This window comes from Pseudomonas sp. GW822-FHT02G04 (assembly GCF_058802085.1).
This window is the reverse complement of record NZ_JBXANU010000017.1, coordinates 61,261-79,402: the sequence shown is the minus strand read 5'-3', so window position 1 is coordinate 79,402 and position 18,142 is coordinate 61,261. Positions and strand designations below refer to the sequence as shown.

General features: G+C 56.8%; 15 protein-coding genes, 1 tRNA gene and 2 pseudogenes. 5 read left to right on the top strand and 13 right to left on the bottom strand.

From position 1 onward, the window contains the following. Positions 1 to 123: 123 nt before the first annotated feature. On the bottom strand, positions 124 to 444 hold the full coding sequence (locus AC1RO5_RS20475) for a YbjQ family protein (RefSeq protein WP_493177263.1): 321 nt from the start codon (positions 442 to 444) through the stop codon (positions 124 to 126). Positions 445 to 942: 498 nt separating this feature from the next. Here AC1RO5_RS20475 and AC1RO5_RS20470 point away from each other — a divergent pair, with 498 nt between their 5' ends. Next, entirely contained in the window at positions 943 to 1,200 is a 258-nt protein-coding gene (locus AC1RO5_RS20470; protein ID WP_493177261.1) for a short-chain dehydrogenase, read from the top strand. Positions 1,201 to 1,285: 85 nt separating this feature from the next. Here the strand turns inward: AC1RO5_RS20470 and AC1RO5_RS20465 are convergent, their stop codons facing one another. From AC1RO5_RS20465 to AC1RO5_RS20455, 3 genes and pseudogenes are all read right to left on the bottom strand, one after another. Further along, complete coding sequence (locus tag AC1RO5_RS20465; RefSeq protein ID WP_493177259.1) at positions 1,286 to 1,939, bottom strand: hypothetical protein; 654 nt, start codon at positions 1,937 to 1,939, stop codon at positions 1,286 to 1,288. A gap of 4 nt (positions 1,940 to 1,943) precedes the next feature. Next, a pseudogene (locus AC1RO5_RS20460) lies at positions 1,944 to 3,230 on the bottom strand (AAA family ATPase). Positions 3,231 to 3,671: 441 nt separating this feature from the next. Further along, a tRNA-Ser gene (locus AC1RO5_RS20455) sits at positions 3,672 to 3,761 on the bottom strand. A 308-nt stretch (positions 3,762 to 4,069) separates the two neighbouring features. Here AC1RO5_RS20455 and AC1RO5_RS20450 point away from each other — a divergent pair. From AC1RO5_RS20450 to AC1RO5_RS20440, 3 genes are all read left to right on the top strand, one after another. After that, positions 4,070 to 4,759 (top strand): crotonase/enoyl-CoA hydratase family protein, encoded by a 690-nt coding sequence (locus AC1RO5_RS20450; RefSeq protein ID WP_493177257.1) that lies wholly within the window; start codon positions 4,070 to 4,072, stop codon positions 4,757 to 4,759. Positions 4,760 to 4,972: 213 nt separating this feature from the next. Then, a complete protein-coding gene (locus AC1RO5_RS20445) occupies positions 4,973 to 5,695 on the top strand; it encodes a 1-acylglycerol-3-phosphate O-acyltransferase (RefSeq protein WP_493177256.1) in 723 nt (240 codons plus the stop codon). A 146-nt stretch (positions 5,696 to 5,841) separates the two neighbouring features. After that, positions 5,842 to 6,813, top strand: coding sequence for a magnesium and cobalt transport protein CorA (locus tag AC1RO5_RS20440; RefSeq protein WP_493177255.1), 972 nt, complete (start codon positions 5,842 to 5,844; stop codon positions 6,811 to 6,813). A gap of 86 nt (positions 6,814 to 6,899) precedes the next feature. On the opposite strand, the gene AC1RO5_RS20435 is transcribed toward AC1RO5_RS20440, so the two are convergent. From AC1RO5_RS20435 to AC1RO5_RS20425, 3 genes are all read right to left on the bottom strand, one after another. Further along, positions 6,900 to 7,628 (bottom strand): amidotransferase, encoded by a 729-nt coding sequence (locus AC1RO5_RS20435; RefSeq protein WP_493177253.1) that lies wholly within the window; start codon positions 7,626 to 7,628, stop codon positions 6,900 to 6,902. Between the two features lie 108 nt (positions 7,629 to 7,736). Continuing rightward, positions 7,737 to 9,881, bottom strand: a complete 2,145-nt coding sequence (locus AC1RO5_RS20430) for a 3-hydroxyacyl-CoA dehydrogenase NAD-binding domain-containing protein (protein WP_493177251.1) — start codon at positions 9,879 to 9,881, stop codon at positions 7,737 to 7,739. A 38-nt stretch (positions 9,882 to 9,919) separates the two neighbouring features. Then, positions 9,920 to 11,125: an acetyl-CoA C-acetyltransferase gene (locus tag AC1RO5_RS20425; protein ID WP_493177250.1), complete on the bottom strand. Its 1,206-nt coding sequence runs from the start codon at positions 11,123 to 11,125 to the stop codon at positions 9,920 to 9,922. Positions 11,126 to 11,718: 593 nt separating this feature from the next. On the opposite strand from AC1RO5_RS20425, the gene AC1RO5_RS20420 reads away from it, so the two are divergent. After that, on the top strand, positions 11,719 to 12,531 hold the full coding sequence (locus tag AC1RO5_RS20420; protein ID WP_493177248.1) for a c-type cytochrome: 813 nt from the start codon (positions 11,719 to 11,721) through the stop codon (positions 12,529 to 12,531). A gap of 153 nt (positions 12,532 to 12,684) precedes the next feature. On the opposite strand, the gene AC1RO5_RS20415 is transcribed toward AC1RO5_RS20420, so the two are convergent. The 6 genes and pseudogenes from AC1RO5_RS20415 to speE all read right to left on the bottom strand — a co-directional run bounded on the left by AC1RO5_RS20415 (position 12,685) and on the right by speE (position 18,060). After that, positions 12,685 to 13,494, bottom strand: coding sequence for a transglutaminase family protein (locus AC1RO5_RS20415; protein WP_493177246.1), 810 nt, complete (start codon positions 13,492 to 13,494; stop codon positions 12,685 to 12,687). Then, positions 13,491 to 14,443 (bottom strand): annotated as a pseudogene (locus AC1RO5_RS20410) (alpha-E domain-containing protein). Before AC1RO5_RS20410 ends, AC1RO5_RS20415 begins: the two are co-directional and overlap by 4 nt. 12 nt (positions 14,444 to 14,455) lie before the next feature. After that, positions 14,456 to 15,865: a circularly permuted type 2 ATP-grasp protein gene (locus AC1RO5_RS20405; protein WP_007902187.1), complete on the bottom strand. Its 1,410-nt coding sequence runs from the start codon at positions 15,863 to 15,865 to the stop codon at positions 14,456 to 14,458. A 378-nt stretch (positions 15,866 to 16,243) separates the two neighbouring features. Continuing rightward, on the bottom strand, positions 16,244 to 16,585 hold the full coding sequence (locus AC1RO5_RS20400) for a ribonuclease E inhibitor RraB (protein ID WP_493177244.1): 342 nt from the start codon (positions 16,583 to 16,585) through the stop codon (positions 16,244 to 16,246). 209 nt (positions 16,586 to 16,794) lie between these two features. Continuing rightward, positions 16,795 to 17,028 (bottom strand): hypothetical protein, encoded by a 234-nt coding sequence (locus tag AC1RO5_RS20395; RefSeq protein ID WP_493177243.1) that lies wholly within the window; start codon positions 17,026 to 17,028, stop codon positions 16,795 to 16,797. 156 nt (positions 17,029 to 17,184) lie between these two features. Beyond that, complete coding sequence (gene speE, locus AC1RO5_RS20390) at positions 17,185 to 18,060, bottom strand: polyamine aminopropyltransferase (RefSeq protein ID WP_007940801.1); 876 nt, start codon at positions 18,058 to 18,060, stop codon at positions 17,185 to 17,187. Between the last annotated feature and the right edge of the window lie 82 nt (positions 18,061 to 18,142).

Sequence of the window (18,142 nt, the reverse complement as noted above, 5' to 3'; positions counted from 1 at the left end):
GATACCGGCAAGCCCTTTTTGCCTGAAAAATATCGACCACCCTGGTTTTTGAGACTAGCCGGTCATTCCCAGACTTGTGATTCAGATCGTTACATGCCCGACGAATGGCCAGTACCGAGCAACCTACCTCAGCTTGACCGCCGTCCCGGTCACAAACACCACCACCATCCCACCCTTGCCGGCCGGCATACTGATCTCATAATCGAGCCCCACCACCGCATCCGCCTGAAGCGCCCGCGCCCGCTCCTTGATCTCGTCGGTCGCCTGAATCCGCGCATCCTCCAACGCCCGCTCCAACGTCTGAGAACGCCCACCAAAAAAATCCCGCATCCCGGCGAACATATCGCGGATCACGTTAACGCCCTGCACCGACTCGGCGCTGACGATGTCCAGGTAGGCGGTGATTTGCCGACCTTCGATGGTGTGGGTAGTGGTGGTGATCATGAGATGTCCTTGTTCAGAGCTGTCATCAATGGCGTGACACGACGGAAACTGACGCGAGGATTGGGTACCAAAGTCGATTCCGCTCGAGGAGTCTGACAGTTTAACAGGCACACGGAACTCGCCTGAAATGGGGCTCTGGCGACGGTATGAAAAGGTCGTACCCGAAAAGGAGCCAAGTCCTACACATCGTTCGGAAGTCGCGCCCCGTTCGCCCATTGCTCTGATTTGGAGCGCACGCCTATAGTCTGGACGTCGCCCAAATGGCGGCTCGGGTTTGGCGACTCGACAACAAATGTGCAGAAGCCTCCAGGTTAATTTGCGGAGCGCTTCTGCGCGCAATAAGCTGCTCCATGGTAGCTGTGCGCGGGAGACCCTTGGGTCTGCCGGTTTTCCATTTGTCCGGTTCGCCAACCTGCGTACAGCCGCCACCTATTCGTTTGGCGACGAATGAGTGGTGGTTCTCTCTAATCAGATGGAGCTTCACTCACGCAGCAATACATGGCCCTCACCAGCAACGCCGACGACCAACCCACCCTGTTCGTCGATACCACCAAACCTCTGCACATCCTGCTCGACGCAGCTGGTTATCGAATCAGAGCCGTCACTCAAATCCTGAAAAACCTGGCGATGCGGGGTGATATTGTCAGCGACTCGGTAATCCTTAGCGACTTCGTATTGCTTTGTGCTATTCCGCTTCGGGATGGGTGTGATGTGTTGGATGTGTTTGGGCGGCGGTTGTATAAGAAACAGAACTGATAAACAAAATGGGCAATCACAGGATTGCCCATTTTACCACCGGAGTCGCCCCTCCCAACCTGGAAGAAGTTACCAAACATAAGATTTATACAATCAATTTTCTGATCGTGTCTCTGAATTCCATAAAGCTTGGAGAGTTATTATTTTCAACATCCATATGAGGTGAAATAAGTTCCGCCCAGAGACTTTTGTGCTTTCCAGCAACATGCCATGGCTGACTTGCCAAACTCTTACTACCACCTTCGTAGACCGCATCAGCCAACACTTCCCATGTTCCACAGATGGAATCATTGACATAACCTTTTAGGACATGCTCTTTCGCTGAAGGAAACGCAGACTTTATCGCTTTTTTATCCCCCAAAAGCCAAGCTTCTCCTTCCTCAACAGCCAAACAGAAAAAAGTTACCGGTTTTGGATTACATCTATTAAGGGCTCCTTCCAGTTCCCCCAAAAAGGCTTTTTTGCTCTTTGAGTCCAGATCACAAACAACAATTACTGCAGCCTTGAAACCATCACCGTAACCAGCGAACGTTTTCCCATACCCCCCTAAAAGCCTAGGCAAGTTATCTAACAGTATGCGTTTCGCAGGACTGCCTTTTCCATTCATTCCTGGGGGAATTCTACCAATACCTTTATAGTGACGAACATTAAACGTAACATCATCATTTATAATTTTCGGTATTACTACATTAAGGAGAGTCTTTCCTGATACATCTTCCACAAGAAATTCGATGTGCATCCGTTCACCTTGCGTCCAGATAATCGCTGTACCAAAGCCCACCTAACGGTAGCCCTTCTTCCACCATTCCCATCACCAAAGGATCGCTGCTCGCTCTTCTAATCTCAGAAAATCCATCTTTTCCTTTCTCCAGAACCCAAACTTCTTCAGGAGAAAAGGCGTCCACAAAATATGGTTGATGAGTCGTCACAAAAACTTGAGAGCCACCTTTCCTACCGGTTGCATGCTCCCTAAACTCATGAGCAAGCGTTTCCAACAGCTTATGATAGAGCCCATTTTCTGGTTCTTCGATACATAAAAATGGGGGCGGCGAAGGATCCTCAAGGAGCAATAAATATGCAAAAACCTTAAGCGTCCCATCCGACATCTGCTGCGCATAAAATGGATCTTTAAAAGATCTGTCATTAAATCTTAAGAGGAGTCGGCCATCAGGAGTTTTTTGTGTATCTATTTTTGAAACACCGGGTATTTTCTGTGATATTTCAGACAAAATACTGGAAAATTTTCGAGGATGTTCGCGCTCCATAAACTGGACCACATTCCCTAAGTTATCCCCATGTATATTTAGATGTTTCTGAGGACCTGCAAGTGGCAGGCTTCGGGCCGCATCAGGTGTAAAGTAACTGAGATACCAACCTTCCACATATTGCCTAAAAGCAGAAACTCGAGGATGCTGTTTTAAGGAGCCCAGAGTTGAAATACCCAGCTTACGCTTATCAGACAGTTCAACCACTTCTGTTTCCGAGCTTTCTTCACTTGAGGTATCAATATCATCAAAAAGCCAATTCAGATCAACATCTTCTGTATCCTCAACAATTTGACGACCATCAATCTCCCCTTTCCACACTACCCCTTTTCCTTCGTTCAATATAAGAAAAGAAAACGGCCAACCATGCTTTTGATTCTTTCGACGCTGCCTCAACCTCTCTTTTTGCACATAAGGGCGATGACTCTTATCAAGATTAATTGCAAGCTCATAGGTTATTGGTCGAGCATTACCATCCTCCTAGTAGTACAACTCGAACTCAATTGGACCAATCTGCCCCATCGATCTGATGCGATCAAACCCTCCTCGCCCTCGAGCATCGCAAGCCTCTTCAACACCATTTTTTAAGCAGTCGGCCAAAAAACCAAAAGCATCAAAAAAACTACTTTTACCTACACCATTTTTTCCGATCACGGCAGTCATTGGAGTCAATGGATCAGTTTTCTGGCTATTCCAAAGCTTACCTAAAGTTACATCCCTAAGAGCTTTGAAGTTTCTAATCCGTATCCCTTCGATCTTTGCCATTCTATTTCCCCCAACACTCAATCCATAAGCCTTTAGTTTCAAAGAATAATTTTACAAGGTGAACACGTCGACGACGATTAAAATACTGACACAGTTTTACCATTTACTTGCTTTTCATACCAAGCATTTGCGATAGCAGACGAGCAAATAAATGTAACGTTGGTGTATCGCGCGCGATAATCGAATTCGTTGAACGGCTCTTCGATCAACCAAAATTTTGACGACCATAGGTCGGCGGATCCGTGATAGGGGTGTTAGCTCTCAGGCTAAACTGCTCTTATGAGGTTCAAAAGGTAAATGATACCGACGGCCAAGGGCGGTTTTCTGGATCTAATCGGCCAACACCAAGAAATCCAGAATCGAAAACCGACTATTTTTCACACCAAAAACCACAAAACCCCTGACTTCTCTCGAAATCAGGGGTTTTGTGTATATCGAATGTGGCGGTGAAGGAGAGATTCGAACTCTCGATACAGTTTCCTGTATACACACTTTCCAGGCGTGCTCCTTAAGCCACTCGGACACTTCACCGTATCTCGTCAAACGCATTCAGTCTGTCGAGGCGCGCTAATGTAGTCGAAAGCATTTCTGATGGCAAACATTTTTTTCAGAATTTTCATGCGGTTAACGCGATTGGCCTTTTCTGGACGTTCAAGGGCATGGCAAACCTGCCAATCTCCGGCTTCGCCTCCCCTTCTATATAGAGGCCAATGCACGGTGGGTGGGGCGGGGTGCGCCTGGCGGGCGGGAAAAGGGTGACTGGCGGGTCAGTCACGGCGCTTTACCTGGCCTACAGCGGTGGGTAACGTCTGCCCTACTTTATTAGAAGGATTGGCGTCATGAGTGAGTTGATTTCCTACCATCTCGAAGACGGTATCGCGACCCTGACCTTGAGCAATGGCAAGGTCAATGCCATCTCTCCAGACGTGATTGTCGCGTTTAACGCTGCGCTGGATCGGGCGGTAGCGGATCGGGCGGTGGTGATCATTACCGGTCAGCCGGGGATTTTGTCGGGTGGTTATGATTTGAAGGTGATGACGGCCGGCCCTAACGAGGCCATGGCGCTGGTGGCTGCGGGTTCGACCCTGGCTCGTCGCCTGTTGTCGCATCCGTTCCCGGTGGTCGTGGCGTGTCCTGGGCACGCAGTGGCCAAGGGTGCATTTCTTCTGTTGTCGGCTGACTACCGCATTGGTGTCGATGGCCCGTTCAGCATTGGTCTGAACGAAGTGCAGATCGGCATGACCATGCACCACGCCGGTATCGAACTGGCCCGTGATCGTCTGCGTAAGTCGGCGTTTCATCGCGCGGTGATCAATGCCGAGATGTTCAACCCACAAAGCGCCGTGGATGCTGGTTTCCTCGATTTGGTGGTGTCGGCCGAAGAGCTGCAAGGCGCAGCGCTGGAGGCGGCTCGTCAGTTGAAGAAGCTCAACATGATCGCCCACAGAAACACCAAGTTGAAAACGCGCAAGGCGCTGCTGGAGACGCTGGACAACGCGATCATCCTGGACCAGGAACATATGGGTTAAGCCCGAATGCGTTGCACCGAAAAGCCCGACCGTCGTGTCGGGCTTTTTCTTGGGTGTCTGGTTTAAAACCTTACAACCGCTCTAAGCCGCATCTGACCCACAAGTCGGAAACATGCGCTCAAACATCGGCTATCTCCCACTTCTATAGCAGCAATTGCCGAAAACAGTGCACATCCGTACACTGCGCCACCTTTTGTCCCGGTGGGCCTTTAAATGCTGTTTGTGTTTCGTATGTTATTGATGGGCCTGCACTTTATTCTGGCCGGTGTGCTCGGAGTGATTCTCGGGCTGTGCCGTCCGTTCAATCCGGACAACAGCCGTTTGTGCGCGCGTCTGTATGCGTGGCCGGCGATGTGCATTTTGCGTTTGCGGGTGAAGGCCGATGTCGGGCCGTTGATGGATAAACCCGACAGCTGCGTGATCATCGCCAACCATCAGTCCAACTACGATCTGTTTGTGTTCGGCAACGTGGTGCCCCGCCGCACCGTGTGCATCGGCAAGAAGAGCCTGAAGTGGGTGCCGCTGTTCGGGCAGTTGTTCTGGCTGGCCGGCAATGTGTTGATCGATCGCGACAATGCGCACAAGGCACGCCAGTCGATGCTGACCACCACGCACACCTTGCAAAATGAAGACACCTCGATCTGGGTCTTCCCAGAGGGCACCCGCAACCTTGGCGAAGAACTGCTGCCGTTCAAGAAAGGCGCGTTCCAGATGGCGATTGCCGCCGGCGTGCCAATCGTGCCGGTGTGTGTCAGCAGTTACGTCAAACACATGCGATTAAACCGCTGGCGCAGTGGGAAGATTCTGATCCGCTCGCTGCCGGCGATTCCTACGGCTGGATTGAGTCTGGATGACATGCCGATGCTGATCGCCCAGTGCCGCGAGCAGATGCGCGAGTGCATCGACTCGATGGATCGGCAGCTGCAAGCCGCATGAATGAAACCCGCCTTGTGCGGGTTTTCTTTTGCCTGCGAACTCTACAGATTTTGCTGACTCTCAAGCAGTAGACAAGGTTAAGCTGAAACCTGCCTGGCACCGCCAGTCTTTACCAATAGAAAGCGGCCAATAAGAAGTGAATCATCATGGGTAGAGTCGTTGCTGCTGCGGTTTACAGCGCCGGTAAGAAAGTCACCAACATCACCCTCGACGAAGGCGCTGCCTGGGCTGCCAAACCTGGCCACTTTGTGTGGATCGGCCTTGAAGAGCCGAGCGCTCAGGAGTTGTTCAATCTGCAACGCCAGTTCAACCTGCACGAACTGGCCATCGAAGACGCCCTGGAAAAACACAGTCGACCGAAGCTGGAAACGTTCGGCGATGCACTGTTTATCGTTACGTATTCGCCGATCCGCAACGAAGGCAAATTGCAGTTCATCGAGACGCATATCTTTGCCGGCAAGGGCTACATCATTACCGCACGTAATGGTCATTCGGCGTCCTACGCCCATGTCCGACAGCGTTGTGAGGCGCGGCCGCTGTTGCTGGAGCATGGGGAAGATTTCGTACTCTATGCCATCCTCGATTTCGTGATTGAAAACTACCAGCCGATGGGCGAAGCGATTCATGCCGAGATCGATGAGCTGGAGAGCAATGTCATCTGCGGCTCCCTGAACGAGCGCGACATCCAGAAACTCCACGGCCTGCGCCGCGATGTATTGCGCTTGCGCCGGTTTGCGGCGCCGATGGTGGAGATCGGTGAAGAACTGCAAAAGCTGAGCTTTCCGTTCATCGACAAAAACATGCGCCCGTATTTCCGCGATGTGCAGATTCATGTCACGCGGCAGATGGAAGACCTGACGACCCTGGCGGACATTGCCAGTCAGACCATCGAGGTCGGGGTGTTGCTGGAGGCGTCACGGCAGAGCGTGGTGCAGCGCAAGTTTGCGGCGTGGGCGGCGATTCTGGCGTTCCCGACGGCGGTGGCCGGGATCTATGGGATGAACTTCCAGAATATGCCGGAGCTGAGTTGGCATTACGGGTATTTCGCGGTGTTGGGGTTCATCACCGTTGGGTGCGTCGGGTTGTGGGCGAGCTTCAAGCGGTCGGGGTGGTTATGAGCATGGTGTGACGCGGAGCGTCACGGGATGCATTCCCACGCGGAGCGTGGGAACGATCAACACTTGCCCGCGAAGCCCTTTAAGGCTTAATCAGCTTTCGACTGAGGCTTATGCGCCACAAACCGCATCATCCACTCCGCAACGGTCGTGCCATGGTGTGGATGCTCCAGGCTTGCCACGCCCTTCTGATAAACCTGCTCGCCCAAATGCTCCTGACGAATATCCAGCAGCGCCTTTGAGTAATCGTGAATGAACTCCGGATGCCCCTGGAAGCACAGCACCTGATCGTTGATGTGGTACGCGGCGAACGGGCAGAAATCGCTCGAGGCAATCACCGTAGCGTTTTCCGGCAGCGCGGTGACCTGATCCTGGTGACTGATCAGCAACGTCAGCTCTTCCCTCACCGGGCTCATCCACGGCGCCTTGGCCGCGAGTTTGTATTTGTGGGTGCCGACGCCCCAGCCCTGGGTCGCCCGCTCGCTCTTGCCGCCCAACAGCAGCGCCAACAGTTGATGGCCGAAGCACACGCCCAGCAGTTTGTCGCCACGTTCGTAGCGCTTCAGCAGGTACGTCTTGAGGGTTTGAATCCACGGATCGGTGCCGAAGGAATCGGCCTTGCTGCCGGTGACCAGATACGCATCGAAGGTCAGGTCATCGCTGGGATAATCGCCCTGCATCACGTTGTACACGGTGAATTCGGCTGCGATGGGTTGCTGCGAAAACAGACGCTGGAACATCTGCCCGTAACCCTGATATTGATCGACCAGTTCCGGACGCAGGATGTCGGTTTCCAGAATGCAGATGCGTAACGACATAAAAAATACCTGACACATGGTGGGAATAATGCACACCCCAGAGCCTGCCTTGAAACACGGTGGCAAGGCAAGCCCCGGAAGGCGTCATCGGTCCCTTAGAACGCCCCCTTAGAACTGCGCATCCTTGGCGGCTTTCTCCAGCAGCAGCGCAGGTGGCGTGAAACGTTCTCCATATTGCTCGGCCAGGTACTGGGCACGGGCGACGAAGTCTTTCACGCCGTACTGGTTGATGAATTGCAGCGCACCACCGGTCCAGGCTGCGAAGCCAATGCCGAAGATCGAGCCGACGTTGGCATCCGCCGTCGAGGTCAGCACGCCCTCCTCCACACAGCGCACGGTTTCGATGGCTTGGATGAACAGCAACCGATCGCGCACATCCTTCGGCGAAATCTGCCCGTCAGCTTTCTCGAAGCGGGTTTTCAGCTCCGGCCACAAATGTTTCTGCCCGGCGGCCGGGTAATCATAAAAACCACCTCCAGCGGCTTTGCCCGGACGCTTGAATTCCTTGAGCAGCAAGTCAATCACGGCGAACGCCGGGTGCTCAATCAGCGGTTTCCCTTCCGCTTGCAGGTCTTTGGCAGTTTGCTGACGGATATGGCTCATGAGGCTGAGGGAAACTTCGTCGGAGATCGCCAGAGGCCCGACGGGCATGCCGGCCTTGCGTGCTTCGGTCTCGATCATCGGCGCGCTCACGCCTTCGCCGAGCATGGCGATGCCTTCGTTGGTGAAGGTGCCGAACACTCGCGACGTGAAGAAGCCGCGACTGTCGTTGACCACAATCGGAGTTTTCTTGATTTGCAGGACGAAATCGAAACCGCGAGCCAGGGTTTCGTCGCTGGTATGGACACCTTTGATGATTTCCACCAACGGCATTTTCTCCACGGGGCTGAAGAAATGCAGGCCGATGAATTTGCTCTGGTCCGGCACGGCGGTGGCCAAGCCGCTGATCGGCAAGGTCGAGGTATTGGAGGCAATCACCGCGTCCGGGCCGACGACGGTTTGCGCTGCCGATGAAACTCTGGCTTTAAGCTCGCGATCTTCAAACACCGCTTCGATGATCAAATCGCAACCGGCCAGGTCCGCATCATTTTCGGTGGTATGGATTCGCGTCAGAATCGCCTCGCGCTGCTCCCGACTCAATTGGCCGCGCGCAACCTTCTTGTCCAGCAGCGCCGCCGAGTGGGCCTTGCCCTTCTCTGCCGCGGCGAGGTTGATGTCTTTGAGCACCACATTGATACCGGCCGAGGCGCTGACAAACGCGATGCCCGCCCCCATCATTCCGGCGCCGAGTACGCCGACGTTTTTCGTGACGTAAGGCGCTATGCCCTGAGGTCGCGAACCGCCGGCATTGATCTCATTGAGCTGAAACCAGAAGGTGCCAATGAGGTTTTTCGACACCTGGCCCGTGGTCAGTTCGGTGAAGTAGCGGGTTTCGATCAGGTGCGCCGTGTCGAAATCCACCTGGGCGCCCTCCACCGCGGCACAGAGGATTTTCTCCGGCGCGGGCAGGCAGCCCTGGGTTTTGCTGCGCAGGATCGACGGCGTGATGGCCAGCATCTGCATGACCTTCGGATCCGACGGCGTACCGCCAGGGATCTGATAACCCTTTACGTCCCAGCGCTGCACCGCAGTCGGGTGCGCGACAATCCACGCCCGCGCCTTGGCCATCAGTTCATCGTGATCGGCGGCCAACTCGTCGATCAACCGTGCTTGCAGCGCCTGTTGCGGACGGATTTTCTTGCCTTCCAGCAGATACGGCAGAGCTTTTTCGATGCCCAGCATGCGCACCATGCGCACCACCCCGCCGCCGCCCGGCAACAGGCCGAGGGTGACTTCCGGCAGGCCAAGCAGCACCGACGGGTTGTCGAGCGCTATACGGTGATGGCACGCCAGGCAGATTTCCCAGCCGCCGCCGAGCGCCGCGCCGTTAATGGCGGCAACCACCGGTTTACCGAGGGTTTCCAGGGTGCGCAGTTGGCCCTTGAGGGTCAGCACCATGTTGTAAAAGGCTTTGGCTTCGGGCTTGCCGACCTTGATCAGTTCATTGAGGTCGCCGCCGGCGAAGAAGGTTTTCTTGGCCGAGGTGATGATCACGCCGGCAATCGCATCCTTGTCGGCGACCAGGCGCTCGACGCAGGTGGCCATGGCGTCGCGGTAGACCGCGTTCATGGTGTTGGCGCTCTGGCCCGGCATGTCGATGGTCAGGACAACGATCCGGTCCTGGCCCTTTTCGTAACGAATGGCTTGGGTCATGGCAATGTTCCTTGAGTCGGATTTTCTTAAAGGCAGGCTCAGAGGCGTTCGATGATGGTGGCAATGCCCATGCCGCCGCCGACACACAATGTCGCCAGGCCATAGCGCAGGCGCCGGGCTTCCAGTTCATCGAGCAGCGTGCCGAGAATCGCGCAACCGGTGGCGCCGAGCGGGTGGCCCATGGCGATGGAGCCGCCGTTGACGTTGACCTTGTCCGGGTCGATGGCCATGTCCTTGATGAACTTCAACACGACCGAGGCGAACGCCTCATTGACTTCGAACAGGTCGATGTCTTCGACCCGCAGCCCGGCCTTGGCCAGTGCCTTGCGGGTGGCCGGCGCCGGGCCGGTGAGCATGATGGTCGGGTCGGTGCTGGTGACCGCCGTGGCGACGACCCGCGCCCGTGGCTGCAAGCCCAGCGCCCGGCCCTTCGCTTCGGAGCCGATCAGCATCAGCGCCGCGCCATCGACGATCCCGGAGCTGTTGCCCGGCGTGTGAACGTGGTTGATCCGCTCGACCTGGCTGTACACCCGCAATGCCGTGGCGTCGAAGCCCATTTGCCCGATCATTTCGAAACTCGGCTTGAGCTTGCCCAAGCCTTCCATCGTCGAATCGGCGCGAATGAACTCATCATGATCGAGCAGGATGATGCCGTTCTGGTCCTGCACCGGCACCAGCGACTTGTTGAACGAACCGTTCGCCCGCGCCCGCGCCGCTTTCTGCTGCGAGTGCAACGCGAAGGCATCGACGTCCTGACGGCTGAAGCCCTCAATCGTGGCGATCAAATCGGCGCCCACGCCTTGGGGCGTGAAATGGTTGTGCAAGTTGGTTTCCGGGTCCAACGCCCAAGCCCCGCCGTCGCTGCCCATGGGTACGCGGGACATCGACTCGACGCCACCGACCACCACCAGATCTTCGAAGCCGGAACGCACTTTCATCGCGCCCAGGTTCACCGCTTCCAGGCCCGAAGCGCAGAAGCGATTGAGCTGCATGCCAGCCACGCTGACGTCCCAATCGGCCACCTGTGTGGCGGTCTTGGCGATGTCGGAGCCCTGATCGCCGATGGGCGTGACGCAGCCGAGCACCACGTCATCGACCTGACTGGTGTCCAGCGACGTGCGCTGCTGCAACGCCGTCAGCAGCCCGGCCACCAGGTTCACTGGCTTGACGCTGTGCAAGGCGCCATTGGCCTTGCCTTTGCCACGGGGCGTGCGCAACGCGTCGAATATCAAAGCTTGGGTCATGACGTCCTCGAACCTGATGGCGATCTTTATGTCCTCACCTTATGCCGAGCAGCCGTGGATTCAATGACCACAGTGCTCATTGGCGTTGACGGTCACGCTCAGACGAACGGTAGTCAGCTATCGGATTAATCGATTCGTGTCACCAAGCTGTCTAGCCAACGGGCGCCCAAGAAGCTGGCCATAGGCCTCATGCCTTTTTAGCAGCGATGAGCGCTAAGCCCATACGAAATGGATCTAAGCCAAGCGTGACGTGGGCCCTAATGTAAACCTGTACGAAGTTGTCGTCGGGTTTTGCCGAGGCTCTCGTCCTACAGGAAGTGCAGCGCTCTGCCGTCATGGAGATATGCAGGCAGGCAACCAGGAAATAACAAAAAAGGCGGTCAAGCCATGTTCAAACATTCGAAAGTACGTCAAGCCGGGCTCATTCTATTTGCTACTACGCTGTTGTTGATTTTGCCGAACCTGACCAAGGTGCTTGGCTGATCGAGCAGCAGGGTTTTCATTTCGCCTGATAAAAATGTGACTGGCTCGCTATCCGGGCCAGTGTGGCTGTGCCAACCTTTGCGGCACTTCCACGACAGGGACGACGATCATTGAAAGCACTCATTCTGTTTGGGGCCTTGCTGCTCAGCACGCCTCTGTCTGCCGCGCAGCTGAATCTTGAGCTGGGCGCGAGTCCTCGCACCTGGCAGACCGAGGAATTGCTCAAGCATCCTCAGGTTCAGACCATCACGATCACTAACGACGTTTCCTACAAACGGGACATGAGCTATCGCGCCGTGCCGTTGGCAGCGTTGTTGACGGGCATCAAGCCTGACGACCATTTGCAAGCCGTTGCCCTGGACGGTTTTGCCGCCGAATTGGCCGCCGCGCCGCTGCTCAATGACCAGGGCGCGCGGGCCTGGCTGGCGATTGAAGACCCTGCCAAGCCGTGGCCGCCGCTGTCCGAGGGCAAACACAGTGCCGGGCCGTTCTATCTGGTCTGGACCGATCCGCAGGCGGGCAATATCAGCCCCGAGCAATGGCCGTTCGAAGTGGCGAGCATCAAGCGCATGGCCCCGGTGGCCGAGCGCTTCCCTGCCTTGTTGCCCGATCCTGCGCTGAAAGCAGACGATCCGGTGAACAAGGGCTTTGCACTGTTTCAGAAGAACTGCCTGGCTTGTCATCGACTCAATGGCGCGGGGGACGCGCAGTTCGGGCCGGACCTGAATATTCCGTTCAATCCGACCGAGTATTTCGGCGCGGATTTCCTCAAGCGTTACATTCGTGACCCGCAGAGCTTGCGCCAGTGGCCGCAAGCGAAGATGCCCGCGTTCGCGACGACGGTGTTGCCGGAGGGGGATCTGGAGTTGTTGGTGGGTTATTTGAAGCACATGGCGGGACGTAAGGTGTCTTCGGCCAAGTAAACATCCACCTGTGGCGAGGGAGCTTGCTCCCGCTGGGGTGCGAAGCGGCCCTCAAATCAGGCGACGCGATCCGTCAGGCAAACCGCATTCGCCGGGTTTGCGACTGCTGCGCAGCCGAGCGGGAGCAAGCTCCCTCGCCACAATGAATGACTGCTACTGCTGTTGGACGGAGATCACCGGCGCAGGCGTCGGCGAGACCAACACCTTGGCATGCATCTGCTCATACCCACCGCCACGGCGCATGCCGCGCACCGGGCAGGCGTCGAGGTAGTCCAGACCCACGGCCAGTTTCAGGTGACGTTCTGGGCGGGCCAGTTCGTTGGTCACGTCGAAGCTGTACCAGGCGTCATCCAGCCAGGCTTCCGCCCAGGCGTGACTGGCCAGGTGTTCGCTGTTCTCACTGTACAAATACCCCGACACATAACGCGAGGGAATGCCCAGGCTGCGCGCGCAGGCAAGAAACGCATGGGTATGATCCTGGCAGACCCCGGAGCGCCCGGCGAACGCTTGCGCGGCGCTGGTCTCCACTTCAGTGGCACCTGGCGTGTAGGTCATATGCTGGTTCAAGCCATGCATCAAATCGATCAGCGCCGTACGGTCCCGGCGTTGCTTGCACGCCTTCTCGGCAAACGCGCGCAGGGCCTCGTCGGCTTCGGTCAGCCGGGTGAACCGCAAAAACGGCAGCGCCGACTGGCTTTCATGCTCGGCTTCGCGCAGCTCGTCGATGTCGACCTGGCCACGGGCGCCGATGATGATCGCTTCATGGGGCTCATCCAAGGTCAGCACATGCAGGATGTTGCCGAACGGATCCAGTTGCGCGCGCACCGGGCGCGGCAGGTCGAGTTGCCAGCTCAGTACGTGCTGGCGCTCGCTGTCGTGGGGTGTCAGTCGCAGGTACTGGATGCTCGCCCGCACCTGATCTTCGTAGTGATAGGTGGTCTCGTGGCTAATGGAAAGTCTCATGCAGCCTCCAGATAGGAACTGTGTATGGCGTTGCCCAACTGGCGCACCAGCGGGATGAACTCGGTCAGCCAGGCGTGCAGGCCTTCATCGAGAATTTCGTTGATACCGGTGTAGCGCAGGCGCGCGTCCATTTCCGCCGCCAGGCGTTGTGCGGGACGGCCGTTGGCCCCCGGCAGTTGAGCGAGAATCTGGTCGACCTCTTCGGTGCAGGCTCGCAGGGATCGCGGCACATCGGCGCGCAGCAACAACAGCTCGGCGACATGCCGGGCGCCGGGGGCGTCGCGGTAGATTTCGGTGTAGGCCTCGAACGACGACAAGGCCCGCAGCAAGGCGCTCCACTGGTAATAGGCGTGGGCCCCGTGCCGTCACTGACCGCTTCGGCCTGATCGCCGGCCATTTCGTAACGGGCATCGAGCAGGCGCAAGGTGTTGTCGGCCCTTTCGATAAAGGTGCCCAGACGAATGAAGCGGAACGCGTCGTTACGCATGATCGTGCCGTAGGAAGCGCCGCGGAACAGGTGGGAACGCTCCTTGATCCACTCACAGAAGCGGCTCATGCCGTAGCGACCCAAGCCCTGTTCGGCGATCCCGCGAATTTCCAGCCAGGTGGCGTTGACGTTTTCCCACATGTCGGCAGTGATTCGCCCACGCACCGCATGGGCGCTGGCCCGTGCGGCACCGAGGCAGCTGTAGATGCTCGCCGGATTGGCCGCGTCCAGGGCGAAAAAATGCAGCAGCCGTTCGGCATGCAGATCGCCGTGGCGCTCCAGGTAATCGTCCAGGGTGCCGGTGATCAGCAACGGCATCGCCAGTTCGTGCAAGCCGTCGCCACGACCGTCCTGGGGCATCAGCGACAGCGAATAACTGATGTCGAGCATCCGTGCGAGGTTTTCCGCCCGCTCCAGGTAACGCGACATCCAATACAGATCCGAGGCAGTTCTACTTAACATGGCAAGCTTCCTTCAATCCTCGACCACCCAGGTGTCCTTGGTTCCGCCGCCCTGGGAGGAGTTCACCACCAGGGAGCCTTCACGCAAGGCGACTCGGGTCAAACCGCCGGGCACAACCCGGGTTTCGCGGCCAGACAATACAAACGGACGCAGGTCGATGTGGCGCGGTGCGATGCCGTTTTCGACAAAGGTCGGGCAGGTCGACAAAGACAACGTCGGTTGCGCGATGTACGCGTGGGGTTTGGCTTTGATCCGCTCGCGGAAAGACTCGATCTCCGCCGCCGTCGCCGCCGGTCCCACCAGCATTCCGTAACCACCGGAGCCTTGGGTTTCCTTGACCACCAGCTCTGGAAGGTTGGCCAGCACATGGGACAGTTCAGAGGGATTACGACACTGCCACGTCGGCACGTTCTTCAGGATCGGCTCTTCGTCCAGGTAGAAACGAATCATGTCCGTGACGAAGGGATACACCGACTTGTCGTCCGCGACCCCGGTGCCTATGGCATTCGCCAACACCACATTGCCGGAGCGGTAGGACGACAGCAGCCCCGGAACGCCGAGCATCGAATCGGGGTTGAACGCCAGCGGATCGAGGAAGGCATCGTCGAGGCGACGGTAAATCACATCGACCGCTTTCGGCCCGTCCGTGGTGCGCATGAACACCTTGTCGTCGCGCACGAACAGGTCGGCGCCTTCCACCAGTTCAACGCCCATTTCCCGAGCCAGGAACGCATGCTCGAAAAACGCGCTGTTGAAACGCCCCGGCGTCAGCACCACCACGCTCGGGTTGTCGATCGGGCTGGAGCTTTTCAGGGTGTCGAGCAACAGGTTCGGGTAGTGGTCGATCGGTGCGATGCGCTGGGCCGCGAACAACTCGGGGAACAGGCGCATCATCATCTTGCGGTCTTCGAGCATGTAGCTCACGCCGCTGGGGGTACGCAGGTTGTCTTCGAGCACGTAGTAGGTGCCGTCGCCATCGCGCACCAGGTCGACGCCGGAAATGTGCGAATAGATATCGCGGTGCAGATCCAGCCCTTGCATCGCCAACTGATACTGCTCGTTGGCCAGCACTTGCTCGGCCGGGATGATGCCGGCCTTGATGATGCGCTGCTCGTGATAGAGGTCGGCAAGGAACATGTTCAATGCCTTTACCCGCTGGATGCAGCCACGCTCGACGACCCGCCATTCACTGGCGGGGATGCTGCGGGGAATGGTGTCGAAGGGAATCAGGCGCTCTGTCCCCTGCTCATCACCATAGAGCGTGAAGGTAATCCCGGCACGATGAAATAACAGATCGGCCTCGCGTCGCCGTTGTGCCAAAAGCTCGTCAGGCGTTTCGGCCAGCCAACGGGCAAACTCCCGATAATGCGGACGGACCTGGCCGCCGGCATCGTACATCTCATCAAAATAGGTGCGGATCATGCCGTACTCCTTGTCACACGGACATCCAGGCCTTCGCAAGGCCCGTGCCATAGGCAGAAACGCTTTGATATCAATCAGTTGGATAATGTCGCTGCGCGCACCGCACCAATCCTGTGCGGTAAATGCCCCACCCTGATCGCCCCCGCTTCATGGCGAAGCAATGCTGTCGCCTATCAGCAGCATAGTCAGAGTTGATTTCACTGCTCGGGAGGGAGATGCGGATAATCCGCGCATTCGCTGGAAAACTGATCGTTCTTCCCTTTAGCCGCCTGTTCAGGCGGTTTTTTTTGTCCGTTTGAAATGTGACGAAATAAAAAGATTGAAACAAAAACGGCCAACCCAAAGGTCAGCCGTTACTAAGTGTCACTGTTCATAAGCTTATGCGAGTAGCCCTCGTACCTCCTGCTTGACGCCCCATCCTTCGATGATGCCGCCCAGAGGCACGACCACCGCCTCGAAGTTCTGCTCAAAGTCGCCAATCCCGTCATAGGTGGCGTACATCACTTTGCTCAGTTCCAGCGACCACGCGCCGTCGTCACGCACGCTGATCTGGGCATTCAAGGATTCGCCACAAAAATGACCTGCTGCCCTGCGTGCCCGCTCCTCGTCCGGGAAAATGGCGTAGAACTCGATGGGATGGAATCGTGAAAAGTCAAAACCGCCTTCTTTCATGCGGCGCAGCACGCTGCTGCTGATGTCTTCTTGATAGGCTGTGCTCATGAAACGTCCCCCTCAGACTGATGGATAGACTTTCCGTATCCCCTGCACTTTCAATCGATTGATGAAAGCGATACGGCAACAGAGGTTGCCGCCGGGAAACAAGCATGTAGCTGACAAGACCAGACCTTAGCGAGTCATTCGCTGATCTCGGTTGCAGAGTAGCCCCAAGACAGAGCCGCTGCCAAGGCTTGGAGGTGACAAGAGATGTATCAGATCGGAGTAATGCTGAGGATTTCAATGCTGTACTGGGATTTCAGACTTTTGACGGTCGGATCAGCAGTACGCCCATCCAGATCATTGAGGTCCAGTTGCGCAGCCACCGGCAGTCGCCGGTCGAGAATGAGCTGGGCAGCTTGTTCGTTGCTCGGGCACTCCTCGCACTCGAAGAGTTCGTCGACTGATTCACCGTGTTCATCCACGAAAGTGATTTTCCACTTTTGCATCGGTGCCTCCTCGGTAAAACCCATGGATGGGCTTACATCTATCTCGACTCACTTGTTGGCCGTTCGTTCCAAGGGATCCCATCTACGAGGCATGAAAAAGGCCGTAGCCCGCGTGTTTTCACACACCGGCGACGGCCGTTTCTTACCGACGAAACGTCAGTCGTTGCTGGGTTTATTCACCGCTTGCAGCACGTATTGCGGCAGGGCGAAGGCACCGATGTGGATTTCCGGGTTGTAGTAGCGGGTGACGATGCCGCTGCCGGCGAAGCGCTGTTGCAGGGTTTCGCGGGACAATTTGCGATAGGCGGTATCGGTTGCGCCCCAGGCGAAGGTCATCGCGCCGCCGATGTAGGTTGGCACCGCCGCTTGATAGAAATGCCAGTCCGGGAACAGGCTGCGCAGGCGGCCGGCGGTGGTTTTGACTTCTTCGATTTGCATGAACGGGGTGCCGTTCTGGGTCACCAGAATGCCGCCTTCATTCAGGCAGCGGTGGCAAGCCTGGTAGAAGTTTTCGGAGAACAGCACTTCGCCCGGACCGATCGGGTCGGTGGAGTCGGAAATGATCACGTCGAACTTTTCGGTAGTGGTGGCGACGAAGCGCATGCCGTCGTCGATGACCAGGTTCAGGCGTGGATCATCGAACGCACCCTTGGAGTGGTTCGGCAGGAATTCCTTGCACATGTCGACCACGGTGCCGTCGATTTCGACCATGGTGATGTGCTCGACGCTGCGGTGCTTGGCCACTTCACGCAGCATGCCGCCGTCACCGCCGCCAATGATCAGCACGCGCTTGGCGGTGCCATGGGCGAGGATCGGCACGTGGGTGAGCATTTCGTGGTAGATGAATTCGTCGGCTTCGGTGGTCTGGATTACGCCGTCCAGCGCCATCACCCGGCCCATGCGCGGGTTTTCGAAGATCACCAGGTGCTGGTGTTCGGTGCGCACTTCGTGCAGCAGTTTTTCCATGCGAAAACGCTGGCCATAGCCTTCGTAAAGGGTTTCCAGGTACTCGCTGGTTGGGGTATTGCTCATGGGAAGTGCTCCGATGAATGCGGGTGGCAACGGACGGTTACCCGCCCATGATGGCCAATCGATCGCCTCGATTGACCGGGAA

What these genes read in the sequence shown, in the direction of transcription:
- AC1RO5_RS20400 (WP_493177244.1), bottom strand. Translation starts at nt 16,585, where the DNA reads ATGAGCACAGCCTATCAAGAAGACATCAGCAGCAGCGTGCTGCGCCGC.
- AC1RO5_RS20415 (WP_493177246.1), bottom strand. Translation starts at nt 13,494, where the DNA reads ATGAGACTTTCCATTAGCCACGAGACCACCTATCACTACGAAGATCAG.
- AC1RO5_RS20475 (WP_493177263.1), bottom strand. Translation starts at nt 444, where the DNA reads ATGATCACCACCACTACCCACACCATCGAAGGTCGGCAAATCACCGCC.
- AC1RO5_RS20425 (WP_493177250.1), bottom strand. Translation starts at nt 11,125, where the DNA reads ATGACCCAAGCTTTGATATTCGACGCGTTGCGCACGCCCCGTGGCAAA.
- AC1RO5_RS20470 (WP_493177261.1), top strand. Translation starts at nt 943, where the DNA reads ATGGCCCTCACCAGCAACGCCGACGACCAACCCACCCTGTTCGTCGAT.
- AC1RO5_RS20430 (WP_493177251.1), bottom strand. Translation starts at nt 9,881, where the DNA reads ATGACCCAAGCCATTCGTTACGAAAAGGGCCAGGACCGGATCGTTGTC.
- AC1RO5_RS20435 (WP_493177253.1), bottom strand. Translation starts at nt 7,628, where the DNA reads ATGTCGTTACGCATCTGCATTCTGGAAACCGACATCCTGCGTCCGGAA.
- AC1RO5_RS20465 (WP_493177259.1), bottom strand. Translation starts at nt 1,939, where the DNA reads ATGCACATCGAATTTCTTGTGGAAGATGTATCAGGAAAGACTCTCCTT.
- AC1RO5_RS20440 (WP_493177255.1), top strand. Translation starts at nt 5,842, where the DNA reads ATGGGTAGAGTCGTTGCTGCTGCGGTTTACAGCGCCGGTAAGAAAGTC.
- AC1RO5_RS20405 (WP_007902187.1), bottom strand. Translation starts at nt 15,865, where the DNA reads ATGATCCGCACCTATTTTGATGAGATGTACGATGCCGGCGGCCAGGTC.
- AC1RO5_RS20395 (WP_493177243.1), bottom strand. Translation starts at nt 17,028, where the DNA reads ATGCAAAAGTGGAAAATCACTTTCGTGGATGAACACGGTGAATCAGTC.
- AC1RO5_RS20450 (WP_493177257.1), top strand. Translation starts at nt 4,070, where the DNA reads ATGAGTGAGTTGATTTCCTACCATCTCGAAGACGGTATCGCGACCCTG.
- speE (WP_007940801.1), bottom strand. Translation starts at nt 18,060, where the DNA reads ATGAGCAATACCCCAACCAGCGAGTACCTGGAAACCCTTTACGAAGGC.
- AC1RO5_RS20445 (WP_493177256.1), top strand. Translation starts at nt 4,973, where the DNA reads ATGCTGTTTGTGTTTCGTATGTTATTGATGGGCCTGCACTTTATTCTG.